Origin of the sequence: Streptomyces sp. NPDC059679 (assembly GCF_042734105.1) — a bacterium.
Classification (GTDB): domain Bacteria; phylum Actinomycetota; class Actinomycetes; order Streptomycetales; family Streptomycetaceae; genus Streptomyces.
The window spans coordinates 1-20,240 of the sequence record NZ_JBHWES010000107.1; the positions used below are offsets into that span (position 1 = coordinate 1).

General features: G+C 72.3%; 15 protein-coding genes. 7 read left to right on the forward strand and 8 right to left on the reverse strand.

Annotation, left to right across the window (positions count from 1 at the left end):
- The first annotated feature begins 378 nt into the window (after window positions 1-378).
- Window positions 379-1,401 carry a tryptophan--tRNA ligase gene (gene trpS / locus ACFV2X_RS52200; protein WP_385630558.1) on the forward strand — a complete coding sequence of 341 codons (1,023 nt, stop codon included), beginning with the start codon at window positions 379-381 and terminating at the stop codon, window positions 1,399-1,401.
- Between the two features lie 59 nt (window positions 1,402-1,460).
- Here trpS and proC read toward each other — a convergent pair whose 3' ends face one another.
- Window positions 1,461-2,306 carry a pyrroline-5-carboxylate reductase gene (gene proC / locus ACFV2X_RS52205; RefSeq protein WP_385630561.1) on the reverse strand — a complete coding sequence of 282 codons (846 nt, stop codon included), beginning with the start codon at window positions 2,304-2,306 and terminating at the stop codon, window positions 1,461-1,463.
- Between the two features lie 316 nt (window positions 2,307-2,622).
- On the opposite strand from proC, the gene ACFV2X_RS52210 reads away from it, so the two are divergent.
- On the forward strand, window positions 2,623-2,967 hold the full coding sequence (locus ACFV2X_RS52210) for a hypothetical protein (protein ID WP_385630564.1): 345 nt from the start codon (window positions 2,623-2,625) through the stop codon (window positions 2,965-2,967).
- Window positions 2,968-3,231: 264 nt separating this feature from the next.
- A complete protein-coding gene (locus ACFV2X_RS52215) occupies window positions 3,232-4,818 on the forward strand; it encodes a SulP family inorganic anion transporter (protein WP_385630567.1) in 1,587 nt (528 codons plus the stop codon).
- An 83-nt stretch (window positions 4,819-4,901) separates the two neighbouring features.
- On the opposite strand, the gene ACFV2X_RS52220 is transcribed toward ACFV2X_RS52215, so the two are convergent.
- The gene (locus ACFV2X_RS52220; protein WP_385630569.1) at window positions 4,902-5,156 is read right to left on the reverse strand and encodes a hypothetical protein; all 255 of its coding nucleotides are present in this window, start codon (window positions 5,154-5,156) and stop codon (window positions 4,902-4,904) included.
- Window positions 5,157-5,434: 278 nt separating this feature from the next.
- Here ACFV2X_RS52220 and ACFV2X_RS52225 point away from each other — a divergent pair, with 278 nt between their 5' ends.
- Entirely contained in the window at window positions 5,435-7,807 is a 2,373-nt protein-coding gene (locus ACFV2X_RS52225; protein WP_385630570.1) for a protein kinase, read from the forward strand.
- A gap of 60 nt (window positions 7,808-7,867) precedes the next feature.
- Here ACFV2X_RS52225 and ACFV2X_RS52230 read toward each other — a convergent pair whose 3' ends face one another.
- Window positions 7,868-8,200 (reverse strand): SH3 domain-containing protein, encoded by a 333-nt coding sequence (locus ACFV2X_RS52230; RefSeq protein WP_385630572.1) that lies wholly within the window; start codon window positions 8,198-8,200, stop codon window positions 7,868-7,870.
- 160 nt (window positions 8,201-8,360) lie between these two features.
- Here ACFV2X_RS52230 and ACFV2X_RS52235 point away from each other — a divergent pair, with 160 nt between their 5' ends.
- Window positions 8,361-10,742 (forward strand): PQQ-binding-like beta-propeller repeat protein, encoded by a 2,382-nt coding sequence (locus tag ACFV2X_RS52235; RefSeq protein ID WP_385630574.1) that lies wholly within the window; start codon window positions 8,361-8,363, stop codon window positions 10,740-10,742.
- Between the two features lie 161 nt (window positions 10,743-10,903).
- Here the strand turns inward: ACFV2X_RS52235 and ilvD are convergent, their stop codons facing one another.
- The 4 genes from ilvD to ACFV2X_RS52255 form a co-directional block, all read right to left on the reverse strand.
- Complete coding sequence (gene ilvD / locus ACFV2X_RS52240; RefSeq protein ID WP_385630577.1) at window positions 10,904-12,754, reverse strand: dihydroxy-acid dehydratase; 1,851 nt, start codon at window positions 12,752-12,754, stop codon at window positions 10,904-10,906.
- A 99-nt stretch (window positions 12,755-12,853) separates the two neighbouring features.
- Window positions 12,854-13,489 (reverse strand): TetR family transcriptional regulator, encoded by a 636-nt coding sequence (locus ACFV2X_RS52245; RefSeq protein ID WP_385630580.1) that lies wholly within the window; start codon window positions 13,487-13,489, stop codon window positions 12,854-12,856.
- Entirely contained in the window at window positions 13,486-14,385 is a 900-nt protein-coding gene (locus tag ACFV2X_RS52250) for a sugar phosphate isomerase/epimerase family protein (RefSeq protein WP_385630582.1), read from the reverse strand. Before ACFV2X_RS52250 ends, ACFV2X_RS52245 begins: the two co-directional genes overlap by 4 nt.
- A 102-nt stretch (window positions 14,386-14,487) precedes the next feature.
- Window positions 14,488-15,417, reverse strand: a complete 930-nt coding sequence (locus ACFV2X_RS52255) for a Ppx/GppA family phosphatase (protein WP_385630584.1) — start codon at window positions 15,415-15,417, stop codon at window positions 14,488-14,490.
- Window positions 15,418-15,499: 82 nt separating this feature from the next.
- Here ACFV2X_RS52255 and ACFV2X_RS52260 point away from each other — a divergent pair, with 82 nt between their 5' ends.
- Complete coding sequence (locus ACFV2X_RS52260; RefSeq protein WP_385630586.1) at window positions 15,500-16,426, forward strand: hypothetical protein; 927 nt, start codon at window positions 15,500-15,502, stop codon at window positions 16,424-16,426.
- Window positions 16,427-16,504: 78 nt separating this feature from the next.
- On the opposite strand, the gene ACFV2X_RS52265 is transcribed toward ACFV2X_RS52260, so the two are convergent.
- The gene (locus ACFV2X_RS52265; RefSeq protein WP_385630588.1) at window positions 16,505-18,535 is read right to left on the reverse strand and encodes a sigma-70 family RNA polymerase sigma factor; all 2,031 of its coding nucleotides are present in this window, start codon (window positions 18,533-18,535) and stop codon (window positions 16,505-16,507) included.
- Between the two features lie 194 nt (window positions 18,536-18,729).
- Here ACFV2X_RS52265 and radA point away from each other — a divergent pair, with 194 nt between their 5' ends.
- Entirely contained in the window at window positions 18,730-20,148 is a 1,419-nt protein-coding gene (radA, locus tag ACFV2X_RS52270) for a DNA repair protein RadA (RefSeq protein ID WP_385630590.1), read from the forward strand.
- Window positions 20,149-20,240: the final 92 nt, after the last annotated feature.

Consider the following 20,240-nt stretch of genomic DNA (forward strand, 5'->3'; position numbering starts at 1 on the left):
TAATCGAGCCTCCCGACCGAATTCCGGGCACGCCGAAATTCATCCCGATGAGGGGCCGTGCAGTAGTGGTTTGCGCCGATGCGGCGCGAGCGGCTGTCCTAGAACCTGTACTGCTCTGTGACAACCCGAAGAACTGTACACGACGCTCCGGGGGCCATCAACCACGTGGTCTTGGGTACCGGAGGGGCGTATGGTCTGGGGCCATGACGAACCATGCGTTGCGCACTCACCAGTGGTGGCCCGCCTGACCGGCGGCCCACTATCGCGCATCGCATCCACACGGCCGCCGCTCCGGCGGCCGTTTGTGCATCTCCCTCCCGCACAAGCCGGTCCAGCCGGTCCGCGGCGGTCCCGACTACGGCGGGAGACGGCACGGACATGCCACAGCCATACGCACCACAGCCGCGGATCTTCAGTGGGATCCAGCCCACGGGCCATCTGACGCTCGGGAACTACCTCGGGGCCGTACGGCGGTGGGTCCAAGAGGACCAGCACAATGCCGACGCCGTCTTCTGCGTCGTCGATCTGCACGCCCTCACCGTGGAGCACGACCCGGCCCGGATGCGGCGGCTCACCCGGCAGGCGGCCACGCTGATGCTGGCAGCCGGGCTCGACCCGGATCGCTGCACGGTGTTCGTGCAGAGCCATGTGGACGAGCACGCACGGCTGTCATATCTGATGGAGTGCACCGCCTCGGACGGTGAGATGCGGCGCATGATCCAGTACAAGGAGAAGGTCGCGCGGGAGCAGGCACGGGGCCGGAGCGTGCGGCTGTCGCTGCTCACCTATCCGGCGCTGATGGCCGCCGACATCCTCGCGTACGGCACGGACGAGGTGCCGGTCGGGGATGACCAGGCGCAGCATGTGGAACTGGCCCGGACGCTGGCCCAGCGGTTCAACCAGCGGTACGGGCCGGTCTTCACCGTGCCCAGGATGACGCGGCCGCGGGTCGCCGCCCGCGTGATGAATCTGCAGGACCCGACCTCGAAGATGGGCAAGTCGCACGCCGAGGCGGCGGGCATCGTCTATCTCCTCGACGAGGAGGACGCGGTCCGTAAGAAGGTGATGCGGGCGGTGACGGACAGCGGGAGCGAGGTCGCGTACGACCGGGAGGCGCAGCCCGGGGTGGCCAATCTGCTGGATGTGCTCGCGGCCTGTACCGGCGGCGGGACGCCGGAGGAACTGGCCGGTGCGTACTCCTCGTACGGGGCGCTGAAGAAGGACACGGCCGAGGCGGTGGTGGAGGTGCTGCGGCCGATCCGGGCCCGGCACGCGGAGCTCTGTGCCGACCCGTCGTATGTGGACGGAGTGCTACGGACGGGGGCGGAGCGGGCACGGGGGCTGGCCCGGCCGCGGGTGAACGCCGCCTACGAGGCGGTGGGGCTGCTGCCGCCCGGCTGAGCCTGGCCGGGTCATGCTTCTCCAGCCCGCCTCTGTCTCTGTCCGCTCCGGTGTCCCCGTCAGCCGTTCCCGGAGGCGAGCTCGCGGCTGCGGTCGCGGGCCGCCTCCAGTGCGGCGATCAGCGCGGCGCGCACGCCGTGGCTCTCCAGCTCGCGGATGGCGCTGATGGTGGTGCCGGCCGGGGAGGTCACCGCCTCGCGCAGCTTGACCGGGTGCTCTCCGCTGTCGCGGAGCATCACGGCCGCGCCGATCGCCGCCTGGACGATCAGGTCGTGGGCCTTGTCGCGGGGCAGGCCCAGCAGGATGCCCGCGTCGGTCATGGCCTCGACGAGGAAGTAGAAGTACGCGGGGCCTGAGCCGGAGAGCGCGGTCGCGGCGTCCTGCTGGGTCTCGGGGACGCGCAGGGTCTTGCCGACACCGCCGAAGATCGCCTCCGCGTGTGCCAGATGCTCTTCGGTGGCGTGGCTGCCGGCCGAGATGACCGACATGGCCTCGTCGACCAGGGCCGGGGTGTTGGTCATGACCCGGACGACCGGGGTGCCGGCGGCCAGGCGCGCCTCGAAGAAGGCGGTCGGGATGCCCGCCGCGCCGGAGATCACCAGCCGGTCGGCGGGGACGTGCGGGGCGAGCTCGTCGAGCAGGGCGCCCATGTCCTGGGGCTTGACGGTGAGGATGAGAGTGTCCGCGATCTTGGCGGCATCGGCGTTGGAGACGGCCTCGACGCCGTAGCGGGTCCGGAGCTCTGCGGCGCGCTCCGGACGGCGGGCCGTGACCAGCAGGTCGGACGGGGACCAGCCGCTGCGGATCATTCCGCTGAGGAGCGCTTCGCCGATCTTGCCCGTACCGAGCACGGCGACCTTCTCCGTGACCCTCTCTGTCACCTTCTCCGTCGCCTTCTCCGTCATGGTGCGGCTCACCTCGTGGATTGCGGTGTTGCGTACGGAGCCATCCTCGCACCGGGGACGGGGTAGATGTGTGAAGCGTCCAGGTGGCGGTACGGGGGCCCGGCGCGTCGAGGGGGCGCGTCCGCGCGGGCGTCCGCCGGGGCAATCGGAGCTGATCGCTCCCGTTGGATGACTCCGCGTTCACATTTCGGTTACATAGCGACTTGCAAATTGTCACGGCCCTTTGGACATAATGGAGTTCGGTGTCCAACTCGTGACCAGAGGGGGGGCGATGGTGGGGACCATCAGGCATACCGGCCGTTTGCTGTTCGCCGTCGTGTCTGTGTTGCTCTCCCTCTTCATCGCCGCCGACTGCGCATCTGCGCAGGTCACCCACCCCCGGATCATGGCCACCGGATCCGTGGCCGAGTCCCGGCCGGCCGTCAAGGTCACCGCGTCCGCGCATCACGACGCCGGGGCCGACGACTGCCAGGGGCTCCGCGGAGCCCGGGCACCCCTCACCGCACCCACCACCACCGGCAAACCCGGATGTGTGTGCGGTTGCGACGCCGGACGGCTCGAGCCGCGTACCATGGCCGTCGCGCCCCTCACGGGACGGCAAGCCGTCCCGGTGTCGAGATCCGGCGAGCTGCCGGTCTCCCTCCAGATCATCCGCTGCTGAGAGGCAGCCCGCCCCGCCGCAGTGTCGCGGCCGGTTCATCACGCTCCCTCTCAGGTGAGCAGCAGCTCCAGAAGTCCACAGGCTCAGAAGTCCAGGGGCTCACCAGCCCAGGGGCTCAGCAGTCCAGAGGCTCAGCAGCAGTTCCTCAGCCAGCGAACTCATCAGCCCTGACCGATTCCATCGATCCCGACTGACGCAGCGCTACGCCGCGCCCCCGCCTGCCCCTGTTTTTGCCGGTGCCGGGGCGCACTGGAGGCAACCCTCATGCCATTGCAGAAGACTCTCCTCAACCGATTCCGCGGAGCGGGCGGCGCCGACGGCTCCTCCGCCCGGGCCGGCACCTTCCGCGCCGACTTCACCGCATCACTCGTCGTCTTCCTCGTCGCCGTGCCCTTGTGCGTGGGCGTGGCGGTCGCCTCGGGGGTCCCGGCCGAGCTCGGCCTGATCACCGGCATCGTCGGCGGCCTGGTCACCGGCTTTCTGCCGGGCAGCAGCCTCCAGGTCAGCGGGCCGGCGGCCGGTCTGACCGTGCTCGTGTACGAGGCGGTGGCGGAATACGGCCTCGCGGCCCTCGGCGTCCTGGTCCTCATGTCCGGGGTGCTCCAGCTGGCGATGGGCGTGCTGCGCCTGGGGCGCTGGTTCCGCGCGATCTCCGTCGCGGTCGTCCAGGGCATGCTCGCGGGCATCGGCCTCGTACTGATCGCCGGCCAGCTGTACGCGCTCGCCGACGTCAAGGCGCCGAGCAGCGGCCTGGGCAAGCTGGGCGGGCTGCCCGGTCTGATCGCCGATGTGGCCGGGTCGGACGCCGCGATGAAGGCGGTGGCCGTCGGCGTGGGGACGATCGCCGTACTGGTGCTGTGGCCGCGCTGGAAGCGGGGCGCGCGGGTGCTGCCCGCTCCGCTGGCGGCGGTCGCGCTGGCCACGCTGGCCACGGTGGGGATGGACCTGCCCGTCGCGCGGGTCGAGGTGCAGGGCCTGCTGGACGCCGTGCAGCCGCCCGGCGGCAGTGAATTCGCGCAGCTCGCGGAGATCGGCGTGATCGGCACCGTGCTCGCCTTCACGCTGATCGCCTCGGCCGAGAGCCTGTTCTCCGCGGCGGCCGTGGACCGGCTGCACGACGGCCCGCGGACCGACTACGACAAGGAGCTCATCGCGCAGGGCGCGGGCAACGCGCTGTGCGGCGCGCTGGGTGCCCTGCCGATGACCGCGGTGATCGTACGGAGCGCCGCCAATGTGCAGGCGGGCGCCAGGACGAAGGCATCGCGGGTGCTGCACGGCGTGTGGCTGCTGGTCTTCGCGGTGCTGTTCCCCTCGGCGCTGGGCGTCATCCCGGTGGCCGCGCTGGCCGGTGTGCTGGTGCACGCGGGCTGGAAGCTGATCCCGACCAAGGACCTGGTCCCGCTGTGGCGTACGCACCGCGGCGAGGCGGTGGTGCTGGTGGTGACCGCGAGCGCGATCGTGGTCACCAATATGTTCGAGGGCGTGATCATCGGCCTGCTGATGGCGGTCGCCAAGTCGGCCTGGGAGACCTCGCATGTGCATGTCGAGGTGACCGGGCTGGAGGTGACCGGGCTGAAGGACGCGCCGGAGGACCGCCCCGTACGCGTACAGGTGCTGGGCAACGCCACCTTCCTGCGGCTGCCCAAGCTGCTCGACGAGCTGGAGGCGCTGCCCCGCGAGCGCGAGGTGCGGCTGGATCTGAGCGGGCTGCGGCATGTGGACCACGCATGCGAGATGGCGCTGGCCACATGGGCCGAGCGGCACAACGCGGTGGTCAGCCGGGACAGCGCCGACGATGCCGACGGTGCTGCCGATACCGCCGATGCCACTGATGAGCGGGCTCTGGCTTAGGCGCGCATCGCCGTAACAACAGGTGTGCGGGTCCTCGGCGTCATGGACGCCGGGGACCCGCACCGCGTGGTCTCCGTCCCCGGTCACTCGATCGCGTGCGTCCGCTTCTCCAGCGCCTCGATGGAGAGCCGGGCCTGCGTCAGTTCGTCGAGGCTGCGGCGGTGCAACTCCAGGTTGTCCTCCATCAGCTTCGCGTACTTCAGCGCCAACTCCTTGTACTGCTCCTCGCGCGCGCTCAGCATCCGGGCCCGCCACGTGACGGCGATCTGCCAGACGACCACGATCAGGAGCAGGAAAGTTCCACCTGCGCCGACCACTCCTGCGGCTTCGCCGTTCATTCGGCTGTCCCGTCTCCTTGAGAGCTTCCTGTCCATCACGCTGGCAGCCGCCGTAGCGCGCGTCAAAGCGAACCGGGCCATTTCCGGGGTAGTTGGGGGAGTGTCAGGGACTTCTCAGGGTTCCCCCCGATGTCCTTCCGATGCCCGATCGAGGCCGTTCGTTGCCCGGGATCGGCCTGCCGCCCGTGCGACCCGCCCTTTAGGCTGAGGCAGCTTCACACCTTCACGTCTATGTACACGCACATGCCGTGCCGACAGGCACTCGGGGAGGGGTTGCGGTGCCGCTGAGCGCCGGTGATCCGAAGACCATGGGCGACTACCGGCTGCTGGACCGGCTCGGTTCCGGCGGCATGGGCGTCGTCTATCTGGCGCGTTCGGCCTCGGGCCGACAGGTCGCGGTCAAGGTGGTGCACGCGCAGTTCGCCGAGGACGAGGAGTTCCGGACCCGCTTCCGGCAGGAGGTCGCGGCGGCCCGGCGGGTGAGCGGCGCGTTCACCGCGCCCGTCGTGGACGCCGACCCGGACGCCGAACGCCCCTGGATGGCGACCCTGTACGTACCCGGGCCGACGCTCTCCGAGCGGCTGACCGAACACGGCCCGCTGGACGCGGCCGAGCTGCGGCAGCTGGCGCTGGGCCTGGCCGAGGCGCTGCACGACATCCACCGGGTGGGTGTGGTCCACCGCGACCTCAAGCCCGCCAATGTGCTGATGGCCGACGACGGCCCGCGCGTCATCGACTTCGGGATCTCCCGGGCGGCTGACAACCAGGCGCTGACGGTGACCGGGCGGGTCATGGGGACACCCCCTTTCATGTCGCCGGAGCAGCTGAGCAGACCCCGTGAGGTGACCGGGGCCTCGGACGTCTTCTCGCTCGGCGCGCTGCTGGTGTACGCGGCGACCGGCAAGGGGCCCTTCGACGGCGAGAGCCCGTATCTCACCGCGTATCAGGTGGTGCACGAGCCGCCCGCGCTGAGCGAGATCGCACAGCCGTTGCGCGGCATCGTCGAGCGCTGTCTGGCCAAGGCCGCGGACGACCGGCCCGGCATCGCCGAACTGGTGCGGCTGCTGGACAAGCTGCCGGCCAAGGGCGCGGTCCGTACGGAAGGGGGTGGGCCGGGTACTGGTTCGGGCGACCGCTCGAGTGACGGCTCAAACGGCGGCTCCGGCAAAGACAAGAAGAAGAGCGGGGGGAAGAGCGCCGGGAGAGCGGGCGCGGATCAGGGCACTTGGCCGACATGGGGCGGGGTCCGACGGCGCCGCCCGGTCCTCGCCGCCGTGGTCGCCGTCGCGGCGCTGGCCCTGGGCGGCGGCGCCTTCGTGCTGTACTCGCCCGGCGACGACGGCGGCAGTGGGGTCCGTACGAGCGGCCCGTCGACCGACACGCCGCGGGCGATCCCGCTCCCTCAGGGCTGGCGGCCGTGGCAGCTGTCGCTCACCCAAGCCACCAAGGACCTGGGCCCGGGGCGCGAGCTGGTGGATGTCGGCGGCGATGTCACCCCGCGCTGCACACGGCAGGAAACCAAGCTCTACTGCGGCGGCGACGGCTTCCCGACGGCCCGCGTCGACGCCCTGACGGGGCACCTCGACTGGAGTGCCGATGTGCTGGTCAAGCGCGACATCGGGATGAACGCTTCGGCACCGGTCGGGGTGCACGGCGGACTGGTCTACGTCCAGAACTCCCCGTCGGACACGACCGCCGAGCTCATCGCCCTGGACGCGGACTCCGGCGACAAGAAGTGGGCCGAGCCGGTCAGTACGGGCCTCGACTCGGCCCTCTTCGACGACATGGTCATCTCCAGCGGCCCCGACGACCAGTCCCTGATCGCCCGGGACGGGGCGACCGGCGAGACCCGGTGGACGTACCGGGTCCCCAAGGGGCAGCAGTGCTCGCCCGTCGTGTACGGGGACGTGCCGTTCGGCCTGTGCTGGGACAGCGACGAGGAAGCGGTCCTGTGGTCGACCGTCGTGCGGCTCGACAAGCGCGATGGGTCCGCCACCAAGCTGGCCCGGCTGAAGGACACCGAGGACGGTCTGGGGCTCGACGGCGACGACCTGCTGATCCTCCCGATGGTGACCGACGGCGACAACGGTGCGTACCGCTACCTCCTCCGGCTGAACATCCGCACCGGTGAGCAGCGCCGGGTCCCGCTCCCGAAGTACGCACAGGGCATGGGGGCCTTCGTCGACGGCCGGCTCTTCTTCGTCCAGGAGAGCGGCCGGGTCACCGCGGTGGACGTGGACAGCGGCAAGCGGCTGTGGAGCCGGCAGACGACGGTGGAGCGGCTGGGCATGCCGATCGTCTCGACCGCCGAGGACACGGTGTATCTGTGCAGCGGCAGCGGACGGCTGCTGGCGCTGCACCTGCGGACGGGCGAGGAGCTGTGGCAGACCGCGCCGCACAGCAGTTACAGCGGCTCGGGCGGCGGCATGGAATCGTCCCAGGTGCTGCGGGTGGAGGGTTCGGTCGTGGGGGTGGCGAGCGACGCGACGCTCTTCTCGGTCGACCCGCGTCACCCGGACGCCAAGCCCGTGGATGCCAGGACTCCAGGCGCCAGGACTCCAGGGGCCAAGACCTCGGGCACGAAGAGTGCGAGCTCCGGTATGGCGACCAAGTCCGCGAAGCCCACGCCACGCGCGGCCGCGGAGCGCTGACGGCCCGGGTCCGGCCGGGCCAGTCGGGCCGGCCGGACCAGTCGCTTCAGCCGTATGCGGTCAGCCGGCGCAGATGACGGTGATGAACCCGTCGCTGCCGGTCTTCACATACGCGTCGGAGACGTACTGCCCCGGCGCGATGCTGTCCCAGATGTCCGTCGTGCCGTACGGGCCCGAGATCTTCTGCCCGCGGCGCTGACAGCGGATCGGGACACGGGTGTTGTACGGCAGCACCTTGATCAGCTTGCTGGTGGTGCTCGGGCCGCTGCGGACGTTCACCTGGTAGCCGGGTGCGATCGGATAGGTGACCGTCGTCGCCTCAACCGTCCCCGCCTCGACCGTCTCTGCCTCAACGGCCGTCTCTGCGTCGGTTGTCCCCACGGTCTCTTCCATGGCTATTGGCCCTCCCCCGTCGAACTTCATTCCGAAGTTGTGCACATCTTGTGCACATGTCGCGTTACGTGACACGACCAGCGGAGGCTAACAGGGCTCGCACGTGTCATCGACTAGGCTCGCCGAGTCGCGACTGCGGCCGAATTCACGGGGGTGGGGAATGCCGCCGGTGCGCAGAGCCGGGACAGGCCCGGAAGCGGAGGATCCGGAGTACGCCGGTCATTACCGGCTCGAGGCGCGCCTCGGCTCCGGCGGCATGGGCGTGGTGCACCTGGCGCGCTCGGCCTCGGGCCGGCGCCTCGCGGTGAAGGTCGTCCACGCGGAGTTCGCCGAAGACCCCGAGTTCCGGGCGCGGTTCCGGCAGGAGGTGGCGGCAGCCCGGCGGGTCAGCGGGGCGTTCACCGCACCCGTCGTGGACGCCGACCCCGGCGGTGAGCGGCCCTGGATGGCCACCCTCTACATCCCCGGCCCCACCCTCGCCGAACACGTCAAGCGGAACGGCCCGCTGCCGACGGAGGACTTGGTGCGGCTGGCCGCCGGACTCGCCGAGGCGCTGCGCGACATCCACCGCGCGGGCGTGGTGCACCGCGATCTGAAGCCGAGCAATGTGCTGCTTGCCGCGGACGGGCCGAAGGTCATCGACTTCGGCATCTCGCGGCCGTCCGACAGCGAACTGCGCACGGAGACGGGGAAGCTGATCGGCACGCCGCCGTTCATGGCGCCCGAGCAGTTCCAGCGGCCACGCCATGTGGGGCCCGCGGCCGATGTGTTCGCGCTGGGGTCGGTGCTGGTGCACGCGGCGACCGGGCGCGGGCCTTTCGAGTCCGAGAGCCCGTACATCGTGGCGTACCAGGTCGTGCACGACGAGGCGGATCTGGCGGGCGTGCCGCGCGAGCTGCTGCCCCTCGTACAGCGCTGCCTGGCCAAGAACCCCGCCGAACGCCCCACGCCCGACGCGCTGATGACGGTCCTGCGCGCCATCGGCGGCCCCCATCCGCCCGCCCTGCGCGGCCCGCTCCCCCGCGTGCCCGCCCAGCGCGGGCGCGGTACGGGGCCGCTGTGGGGCGATGACGACGGCGGCAGCGTGACGGACGCCGAAATCGGTGCGGGTACCGAGACCGGTACGGGCACCGATACGGGCACCGATACGGGGGCGGAGGTCCCCGGCGGCGGTACGGAGTCCGTCGCCGATGACGCCGTAGCTGATGACTCAGTGCCCGATGACGCTGTGGCCGCTACGGGACGGGACGCCGACACACGGGTCAGGGCGGGCTCGCCGGGCGTGGCCACCGCAGGTCAGCGGCGGCACAGGACGGCGCGGCGGCGGTGGATCACGGTCGGGGTGCTGGCTGCAGTGATGCTCGGCGCGGGCACGGTCTGGGCGCTGCAGCGGGACAACGACGGGCAGCGCTCGGCGCATCAGCAGCCGGGCGGCACCACGAAGGCGGCGGCCTGGCGGCCGTGGAAGGGCACGCTGCCCGCCGACGGCTCCGGTGGCGCGCAAGGCGATGGCACCCGGGCGGCGTTCTGCTCGTACGGGGGCGGCGCGCTGTACTGCGCCGGGCGCGGTATCGAGGCCGCCCGCCTCGACCCGGCCGACGGCAAGGTGCTGTGGTGGCAGCCGGCCGAGGCGAACCGCGCCCACGACGGCACGCCGACCGCCCCCGCGCTCTCCGGCGGCCTGGTCCAGGTGGTGTCGCCGGACGGGTCGCGGCTGCGGGCGTTCGACCCGAAGACGGGGCACCCCCGTTGGAGCCGTGACGTGGCCTCGTACGAGGGGCGGGTCTACCCCTCAGGGGACACCGTGCTGCTGGTCGCGGCGGACGGCGTGGTCACGGCCGTCAACGGGGCCACGAACCAACAGCGCTGGAGCCATACCGTCCCCGGCCACACCCATCCGGCATTCGTCTCGTACGGCGACGGCCGCACCGCCTACGCGCTCACCACGTCGGCCGACGGATCCCACACGCTGGTCACGGCGGTCGACACGGCGCGCGGAACGACCAGCTGGCAGCGGTCGTTCCGCGGCAATCTCACCCCGGCGGGCGCCGACTCCGCGGGGGTCCTGTATCTCACCGGGACCGACGACCAGACCCGTACCGCCACCGTCGTCCGGTACGACCCGGCGCACCGCGCCGAACACCGCGTCGCGCTGGCCAAGCCGGTGTCCGCGACCAGCGCGGCGGTGCGCGGCGGCTTGGTCTACCTGCTGTGTGCGGACGGCGGTCTGGTGGCGGTCGACCCGCGCCGTACGGATCCGGCCGCGGCGCAGCGCTGGCGGATGGAGACCTCGGTGGGCAACTCGTCGCCGCTGGTGGCCGCAGGCGACCGGCTGTACTTCTCGGCGGCGGACGGGCGGCTGCTCGCCGTCGACGCGGTGGGGGGCGAGTTGCTGGGGCAGACCCCGCCGCGTACGGGCAAGGCCCAGAAGAGCTATCTGGTGTTGGTGCCCGCGCCGGTGGCGGCGGACGGCAAGGTCTACGGATCGGCGCCGGACGGCACGGTCTTCGGGGTGTCGGGACGGGACCCGGCCCGCTGGTGACCGGCCGCTGATCGACTGCCTGCTGACTGATTGCCTGCCTGCTGACTCCCTGCCTGCTGATCGGCGGCGCGCCGCAGAACCGGCGGGAGCGGACGTGCCTGGGCCCGGACGTGCCTGGGCCCGGACGGCTCGCGTCCGGGCCCGGGCACAGCGGCCGTGTGTCAGCCGAGCTTGCTGACGTCCCGCACCGCGCCCTTGTCGGCGCTGGTCGCCATCGCCGCGTACGCCCGCAGCGCGGCGGACACCTTGCGGTCGCGGTTCTTCGGCGCGTACACGCCGCCCAGGGCCTCGCGCCGGGCGGCCAGTTCGTCCTCGCTCACCAGCAGCTCGATGGTGCGGGAGGGGATGTCGATACGGATCCGGTCGCCGTCCTCGACCAGGGCGATGGTGCCGCCGGAGGCCGCCTCGGGCGAGGCGTGGCCGATGGACAGGCCGGAGGTGCCGCCGGAGAAGCGGCCGTCGGTGATCAGCGCGCAGGCCTTGCCCAGGCCCCGGCCCTTGAGGAAGGAGGTGGGGTAGAGCATTTCCTGCATACCGGGGCCGCCCTTGGGGCCCTCGTAGCGGATGACGACGACGTCGCCCTCCTTGACCTGCTTGCCGAGGATCTTCTCGACGGCCTCTTCCTGGGACTCGCAGACCACGGCCGGGCCCTCGAAGGTCCAGATGGACTCGTCGACGCCCGCGGTCTTCACCACGCAGCCGTCCTCGGCGAGGTTGCCGTGCAGGACGGACAGGCCGCCTTCCTGGGAGTAGGCGTGCTCGATGTCGCGGATGCAGCCGTTCTCGGCGTCGGTGTCCAGGGTGTCCCAGCGCTCGGACTGCGAGAAGGCGGTCGCGGAGCGCACACAGCCGGGGGCGGCGTGGAAGAGCTCCACGGCCTCGGCGGAGGGGGAGCCGCCGCGGATGTCCCACTGCTTGAGCCAGTCGGCGAGCGACGACGAGTGCACCGTGTGCACGTCCTCGTTGAGCAGCCCGGCCCGGTACAGCTCGCCCAGGATCGCGGGGATGCCGCCGGCCCGGTGGACGTCCTCCATGTAGTAGACGCCGCCGGGGGCGACGTTCGGGGCGACCTTCGCCAGGCAGGGCAGACGGCGGGAGAGCGCGTCGATGTCCTTCATGTCGAAGTCGAGCCCGGCCTCCTGGGCTGCGGCCAGCAGGTGCAGGATCGTGTTCGTCGAGCCGCCCATGGCGATGTCGAGGGCCATGGCGTTCTCGAAGGCGGCGCGGGAGCCGACGGCGCGCGGCAGGACGGTCTCGTCGTCCTGCTCGTAGTAGCGCTTGGTGATCTCCACGACGGTGCGGCCGGCGGTCTCGTACAGCGCCTTGCGGGCGGTGTGGGTGGCGAGCACCGAGCCGTTGCCGGGGAGGGACAGGCCGATCGCCTCGGTGAGGCAGTTCATGGAGTTCGCGGTGAACATCCCGGAACAGGAGCCGCAGGTCGGACAGGCGTTGTCCTCGATCCGGGCGATGTCCTCGTCGGAGACGTTGTCGTTGACGGCCTCGGAGATCGCGGTGATCAGGTCGAGCTTGCGGACGCTGCCGTCGACCAGGGTCGCCCGGCCCGACTCCATCGGGCCGCCGGAGACGAAGACGGTGGGGATGTTCAGCCGCATCGCGGCCATCAGCATGCCGGGCGTGATCTTGTCGCAGTTGGAGATGCAGATCAGCGCGTCCGCGCAGTGGGCCTCGACCATGTACTCGACCGAGTCGGCGATCAGGTCGCGGGAGGGCAGGGAGTAGAGCATTCCGCCGTGGCCCATGGCGATGCCGTCGTCCACGGCGATCGTGTTGAACTCGCGCGGGATGCCGCCCGCGGCGTGGATCGCCTCGCTGACGATCCGGCCGACCGGCTGGAGGTGGGTGTGGCCCGGCACGAACTCCGTGAAGCTGTTCGCCACCGCGATGATCGGCTTGCCGAAGTCCTCGCGCGCTACGCCCGAGGCCTGCATAAGGGCTCGGGCGCCCGCCATGTTGCGGCCATGGGTGACGGTGCGGGACCTCAGCTCGGGCACGGTGCTCCACTCCCTCGTTCTCGAGTGTTCTTGAGTCTCCTGAGCGTACGCCTCCGATCCGGGATACGGACGGTGCGTCCGGATCCCAAGACGTGTGGCTCAGTCCTCGGTCAGATAGCGCTGGAGCGTCGGCCCCACCATGGCGACGATGTCCTCCACGGGCGCGGAGGCCATCGGCTCCATCCGGATCACATACCGCAGCATCGCGATCCCGATCATGTGGCCGGCCGCCAGCTGCGCCCGGAACTCCGGGTTGGGCACATGCAGCTCGACCACCATCCGCAGCAGCAGCCGACGCTCGATCATGCCGCGCAGGACCGCGGCCGCCGCCTCGTTGGTCAGCGCGGAGCGCATCACGGCCAGCAGCGGCAGGCGGGTGACGGGGTTCTCCCAGACGCCGAACATGAAGCGGGCCATCCGCTCGCCCGCCCCATCCCGGCTGCCGCCGTGCACCGCCTCCGGGGCGGCCAGGGTGGGCGCGAAGATCAGCTCGACGGCCGCCCCGAAGATCTGGTCCTTGGTGCCGAAGTAGTGGTGGACCAGGGCCGGGTCCACCCCCGCCGCCTTCGCGATACCGCGGATCGAGGTCTTGTCGTAGCCGCGCTCGGCGAACTCGTTGCGCGCCGCGGTCAGGATCCGGTCGCGCGCCGCGGGGGCGTCGGCGGCGCCCTCGGTACGGGGCGGACGGCCGCGGCGGCGCGGAGCGGGGGACTGCGAGGGCAGGGCCGGGGTCACGAGCCGGGCACCGCCCTGGTCGACGAGGCGGCCGAGTTCGGCGCGATGCCCGAGTCCGATGGGACAGCCGAGTCGGGTGAGACAGCCGAGTTCGGTGAGGCGAGGTGGAGCCGGGTGAAGGCCAGCGCCTCCGCCAGATCGGCCTCGCGCTCGGCCGTGGACATCGCCCGCCGGGTGTTGACCTCGACGACCACATTGCCGTCGAAGCCGGTCGCGGCCAGCCGCTCCAGCAGTTCGGCACACGGCTGGGTGCCGCGCCCGGGCACCAGGTGCTCGTCCTTGTTGGAGCCCATGCCGTCGGCGAGGTGGAGGTGGGCCAGCCGGTCGCCCATCCGGTCCACCATGCCGAGCGCGTCCGTACGGGCGGTCGCCGTATGCGAGAGGTCGATCGTGAAGTGGCGGTAGTCGTCGTGCGTGACGTCCCAGTCGGGCGCGTACGCGAGCATCTCCCGGTCGCGGTAGCGCCACGGGTACATGTTCTCGACAGCGAACCGCACATCCGTCTCGCCCGCCATCCGCCAGATTCCGCGCACGAACTCTCGGGCGTACGCGCGCTGCCACCGGAAGGGCGGGTGGACCACGACGGTGGAGGCGCCGAGCCGCTCGGCGGCCGCCTTCGCACGCTGCAGCTTCACCCATGGGTCGGTCGACCACACCCGCTGAGTGATCAGCAGGCATGGCGCGTGCACGGCGAGAATCGGCACCTCGTGGTAGTCGGAGAGCCGGCGCAGCGACTCGATGTCCTGGCTGACCGGATCGGTCCACACCATGACCTCGACACCGTCGTAGCCGAGGCGTGCGGCGATCTCGAAGGCCGTCGCCGTCGACTCCGGATAGACCGAGGCCGTGGACAGCGCGACCTTCGCATCCGGGATGCGCACCACTGGCTCTGTCACGAGGGACAGGGTACGGCGCTCCCCCGGACGGCTAAACCGCCACCGCTCGCCGCGCCACCCCGGGCGCCGCCGGCGGTACGGGTATCAGCGCAGGTCACGGCGTCATCCCGGCAGGTGATCCAGACGTCGCAGGATGACGCCCTCACGCAGCGCCCACGGGCAGATCTCCAGGTCCTCCACCCCGAACAGATCCATCGCGGCCTCCGCGACCAGCGCCCCCGCCAGCAGTTGCGGCGCCCGCCCGTCGGAGACGCCCGGCAGCTGCTCGCGCTTGTCGACGGGCATGGCGGCCAGCTTCGGCACCCACTGCTCCAGCGCCTGGCGGGTCAGCCGGCGCTGTACGTACAGGCCCTCGGCGGAGCGCGCCGCGCCCGCGATCCTGGCCAGCTGCCTGAAGGTCTTGGAGGTGGCGACGACGTGATCGGGCGTGCCGTGACGACTGAAGTCGCCGACGATCCGCGCGATCTCCGCCCGTACGTGCCGCCGCAGCGCCCGTACCTCCTCCGGGCCGGGCGGATCGCCGGGCAGCCAGCCCGCCGTCAGCCTGCCCGCGCCCAGGGGCAGCGAGACGGCCGCGTCCGGCTCCTCGTCCAGCCCATACGCGATCTCGAGCGAACCGCCGCCGATGTCCAGGACCAGCAGCTTTCCGGCCGACCAGCCGTACCAGCGGCGGGCCGCGAGGAAGGTGAGCCGCGCCTCCTCGTCGCCGGTCAGGACGCGCAGCCGCACCCCGGTCGCGTCGGCGACGCGGGACAGCACATCCTCGGCGTTGGTCGCCTCCCGGACGGCGGAGGTGGCGAAGGGCAGCACGTCCTCGACGCCCTTGTCCTCGGCGGCCTGCAGCGCCTCCTTGACCACGGCGATCAGGCGCTCGACTCCATCGGCCCCTATGGCCCCATCGTCGTCGAGCAGCTCCGCCAGCCGGAGCTCAACCTTGTGCGAGTGGGCGGGGAGCGGGCGTGCTCCCGGGTGCGCGTCCACCACCAGCAGATGGACCGTGTTAGAACCCACGTCCAGGACACCGAGTCTCATGGCCAGAACGCTACTGCCCATATCGCCTTGTCAGGTACGGGCCTGGGCCTTTACGCGCTGGGCATAGGCATACCCTTGGCGCGTGGCAAAGACGAAAAAGGCGAAGCAGGACAAATTCCGGAAGCGGCGCCCCGAGGCGGCCGGGCAGCACAGCGGGGCCGAGGCGGCCACCGCCGACGTGACCGACGTAACCGACTTGGCCGTCCAGGACGCCCCGGACGGCGCGGACGGCGTGGTCATCGCGTTCGACCCGGCCGATGACGAGGTCGGCCTGGACTTCGCCCGCGCCTGGGTCGAATTCCCCGACCCCGCCGACGACGAGCAGGTCTTCCGGTGCGATCTGACCTGGCTGACCTCGCGCTGGACCTGCGTCTTCGGCCAGGGCTGCCAGGGCATCCAGGCGGGGCGCGCCAGCGACGGCTGCTGCACGCTGGGCGCGCACTTCTCGGACGAGGACGACGAGCAGCGCGTCGGGCGCCATGTGGCCCGGCTCACCCCGGACATCTGGCAGTTCCACGACGTGGGGCAGCAGACGGGCTGGATCCAGGACGGCGACGAGGAGGACGAGCGCCAGACCCGCCGCTACGAGGGCTCGTGCATCTTCCAGAACCGACCGGGCTTCAAGGGCGGCGCGGGCTGCGCGCTGCACATCCTCGCGCTCAAGGAGGGCCGCGAGCCGCTGGAGACCAAGCCTGACGTCTGCTGGCAGCTGCCGATCCGTAGGTCGTACGCCTGGATCGACCGGCCCGACGACACGCGTGTGCTGCAGATCACCATCGCCGAGTACGACCGGCGCGGATGGGGCCCCGGCGGCCATGACCTGCACTGGTGGTGCACCTCGGCGACCTCGGCGCACGGCGGCGGGGAGCCGGTGTACGTGTCGTACCGGGCGGAGCTGACGGAGCTCATGGGCAAGGAGGGCTACGACCGGCTGGCCGAGCTCTGCGAGCAGCGGCTGGCGTCCTCCCTGCCGCTCGTGGCCCCGCACCCGGCGGATCCGACGAGCTGACCGGCCGAGCTGACCGGTGCCCTGAGGGCTGGCTGGTGTCCTGAGGGCTGACTGGTGCTCTAAGGGCTGACTGGCGCCCTAAGGCGTGTCGGCGGGCGCCGGGGGCGTGTTGCCCGAGGTCGGCGTGGGCCCGCCCGGCGGATCCGAGGGCTCGGGGGTGGGCTCGGGCTCTGCGCCACGGCCTTCGATCACCACCACCGCCCCCGCCGGATCCACCCCGACCCGGGCTCTCCAGTGCCCGGGCGGCTCGCGGTCCCGGTCCACGGACACGGTGATCGTCGTCGTCTCGCCGGGCCGCAGCACCCCGGCCGTATGGTTCAGCTGGAGCCAGGCCGCGCCGGCGGACGCCGACCAGCGCACGGGGGCGCCTCCCGAGGCCCTGAGCGTGATGACCGTGACCTCGCCGCTGGGCTGCGCCTCGACCGTCAGCCGCCCGGGGCCGGGCTCGGTCCGCCCGGGGCCTGGCCTGCCCCGGGAGCCGGGGGTGCTGGGCGTGGCTCGCGGGCCCGGCCGCCCGCCGGTCGAAGTGCCGGACCGTTCCGCCTCCCCGTCTCCGTACCGATCGCCCTTCGTGCCCCCGGTCCCGTCTCCGTTCGTATCGCCGCCGACGACCTCCACGGACATGTCCGGCGGCTGTTCGCCCGCGGTGCCGTCGCGGCGGGATTTCAGCCGCGAGCCGGAACGGTCCTGCGCGCTGCCCGCCTTGCTGTACGAGCCCCCGGTCGGCTCGCCGCCGGGCCGGTCGGGGGTGCGCTCCGCCGCCCCGTCCGCGTTGGCGGCGGCCACGGAGTCCGTGTCGTGGCCGTCGCCCGCCGTCGGGGTGCCCCGGTAGGCGGCCCACAGCGCGAGCAGCGGGGCCGCCACGACCGAGGCGACCACCGTCGTGGTCAGCACGCGGCTGCGCGTCCGGCTGCGGCGCGCGGCCTGGTCCTTCGGGTCCAGGGGGAAGCCGCGCCGGTCGAAGCGCGGCCGGGAGGCGGCGCGCGCCGGGCGCGCGCGCTGGGCGCCCACCATCGCGGCGTGCACGGCGGCGCGCGGCGCCTCCAGCACCGGCAGGGCCGCGGGGGCGGCCGCCGTACCCGGCCAGGGGCCGCCCGCTGTGGCCCGCTCGGCCATCCCGCGGCACTCGCGGCAGTCGTCCACATGCCGTACGAGCTCGCGGCGCAGCGCGGCGGAGAGCAGCACCTGGGTGTCGCCCGCGAGCCGGGCGACGACGGGGCAGTGGCCGAGCTCGACGACGGCGAGCGCGGCGCGCGTGCGCTCCACCTCACAGGCCGCGCTGGCGAGCAGGGCGCGGGCCTCGTCGCGCTCCTTGCCGAGCGCCGCCGCGACCTCGCTCGGGCTCAGCCGGTGACGCACCGCGAGCTCCAGCGCCTCGCGCTGCTCGGGGGTGGTCCCGGCGGCCTCGGGCCACGCGAGCGCGGCCAGCTCGCGGCGGCGCTGCGCGGCGGTGGGTGAAACGGGGGGCGGCGATGCGGCCGTGGCCGGGGCGCGCCGGTCACGGTGGCGCCGCTGGGCCGGCACCTCCGGCGGCCGGGGCCGGCCGCCCACCCGCTGCTCGATCCCGCCGGGCCCGGGGGTGGCCCTGGGCTTGGCCCGGTCTCCGGGGGCGCCGAGGGCCCCGGAGTCCCGACGCTCGCCATGGTCGCCATGGCCCCCCTGGCGCCGTTGATCCTCCTGGTGCCGTTGGTCCCCCTGGTGCCGTTGGTCCCCCTCGTGCCGTTGGTCCCCCTGGTCCGCGGGGTCCTTCAGGTCTTTCCGCTCGGCGAGCTTGCGCAGACAGGCCCAGCGCGCGAGGGCGTAGAGCCAGGGCCGGCGCAGCTCGCCCTCGGCGGTCACGCGCCCCCGTCCCCGCCCGTGCTGCCGCTCGGCGACGGCAAGCGCCTCGCCGAGCGCGGCGGTCGCGGCGTCGTGCTCGCACAGGACCGACAGGCAGTAGGTGAACAGGCCGTCCAGATACGGTTCGTAGCGCGCGGGAGGACGCTGGGGGTGCGCGGCGGAAGCGCGCGGCGCACGACGCGGCGCACCGGGGGCGCCGGATGCGCTGGACGGACCGGATGCGCCGGGCGCGCCGGGCGAGTGTGTCGAGTGCTCGGACCTGCTGCTCATCACCCGGTGACGGTAGGCGGATGATGCAGACTCCATCGCGCTACTTGCGCTGTTTTAACCCTTACGGGTGACCATCTCCCTCATAAGGGGACAGGTGTCCTGCCTCCGCGCCCGGGATCTGCTACGGCGCGAAACGCCGGGGCCGCACCCAGCCTGCCCGCCCGGCTGTCGGTGCCCGGCGCTAGCGTTACGGCATGGCTGCCCGTAGCTCCTCCCGTTCGTCCGCCAAGGACCGGCCCTCCTACCGCTGCTCGGAATGCGGCTGGACCACCGCCAAGTGGCTCGGCCGCTGCCCCGAGTGCCACGCGTGGGGCACGGTCGAGGAGTTCGGCGCGCCCGCGGTCCGGACGACCGCGCCCGGCCGGGTCACCTCGGCGGCCGTGCCCATCGGGCAGGTGGACGGCCGGCAGGCCACCGCCCGCTCCACGGGCGTGGACGAGCTCGACCGCGTCCTCGGCGGCGGCCTGGTGCCCGGCGCCGTGGTGCTGCTGGCCGGAGAGCCGGGGGTCGGCAAGTCGACGCTGCTGCTCGACGTCGCCGCCAAGGCCGCCAGCGACGACCACCGGACCCTCTACATCACGGGTGAGGAGTCGGCGAGCCAGGTGCGGCTGCGTGCCGACCGTATCGGCGCGCTGAGCGAGCATCTGTATCTCGCCGCCGAGACCGACCTGTCGGCCGTCCTCGGCCATCTCGACACCGTCAAGCCGTCCTTGCTGATCCTGGACTCCGTCCAGACCGTCGCCTCCCCCGAGATCGACGGCGCGCCCGGCGGTATGGCCCAGGTGCGGGAGGTGGCCGGGGCGCTGATCCGCGCTTCCAAAGAGCGCGGCATGTCCACGCTCCTGGTCGGCCATGTGACGAAGGACGGCGCCATCGCCGGCCCCCGCCTCCTGGAGCATCTGGTGGACGTGGTGCTGCACTTCGAGGGCGACCGCCATGCCCGGCTGCGCCTGGTGCGCGGCGTGAAGAACCGCTACGGGGCGACGGACGAGGTCGGCTGCTTCGAGTTGCACGACGAGGGCATCACCGGCCTCGCCGACCCGTCCGGGCTGTTCCTCACCCGCCGCGACGAGCCGGTGCCCGGCACCTGCCTGACCGTCACCCTCGAAGGCCGCCGGCCGCTGGTGGCCGAGGTGCAGGCGCTGACCGTCGACTCCCAGATCCCGTCCCCCCGCCGCACCACCTCCGGCCTGGAGACTTCGCGTGTGTCGATGATGCTCGCCGTCCTGGAGCAGCGCGGCCGGATCAGCGCGCTGGGCAAGCGGGACATCTACAGCGCCACGGTCGGCGGTGTGAAGCTCTCCGAGCCCGCCGCGGATCTGGCCGTGGCGCTCGCGCTGGCCAGCGCGGCGAGCGACACCCCGCTGCCGAAGAACCTGGTGGCGATCGGCGAGGTGGGCCTGGCGGGAGAGGTCCGGCGGGTCACGGGCGTGCAGCGGCGGCTGGCCGAGGCGGCCCGGCTCGGCTTCACCCACGCCCTGGTGCCCACCGACCCGGGGAAGACCCCGGCCGGTATGCGGGTGCTCGAGGTGGCGGACATAGGGGACGCACTACGCGTACTGCCCCGGAGCAAGCGGGCCGAGCGAGCGCCCAAGGACGAGCCGAGTGGCTGAGCCCCGGCCTGGTGAGCGCGGGCGCGGGCGGCGCGCTCCCGCTCCCGCCCACGGGCGTACGCCGGGAGACCCGGCGGGAGGGCGGTGACCGC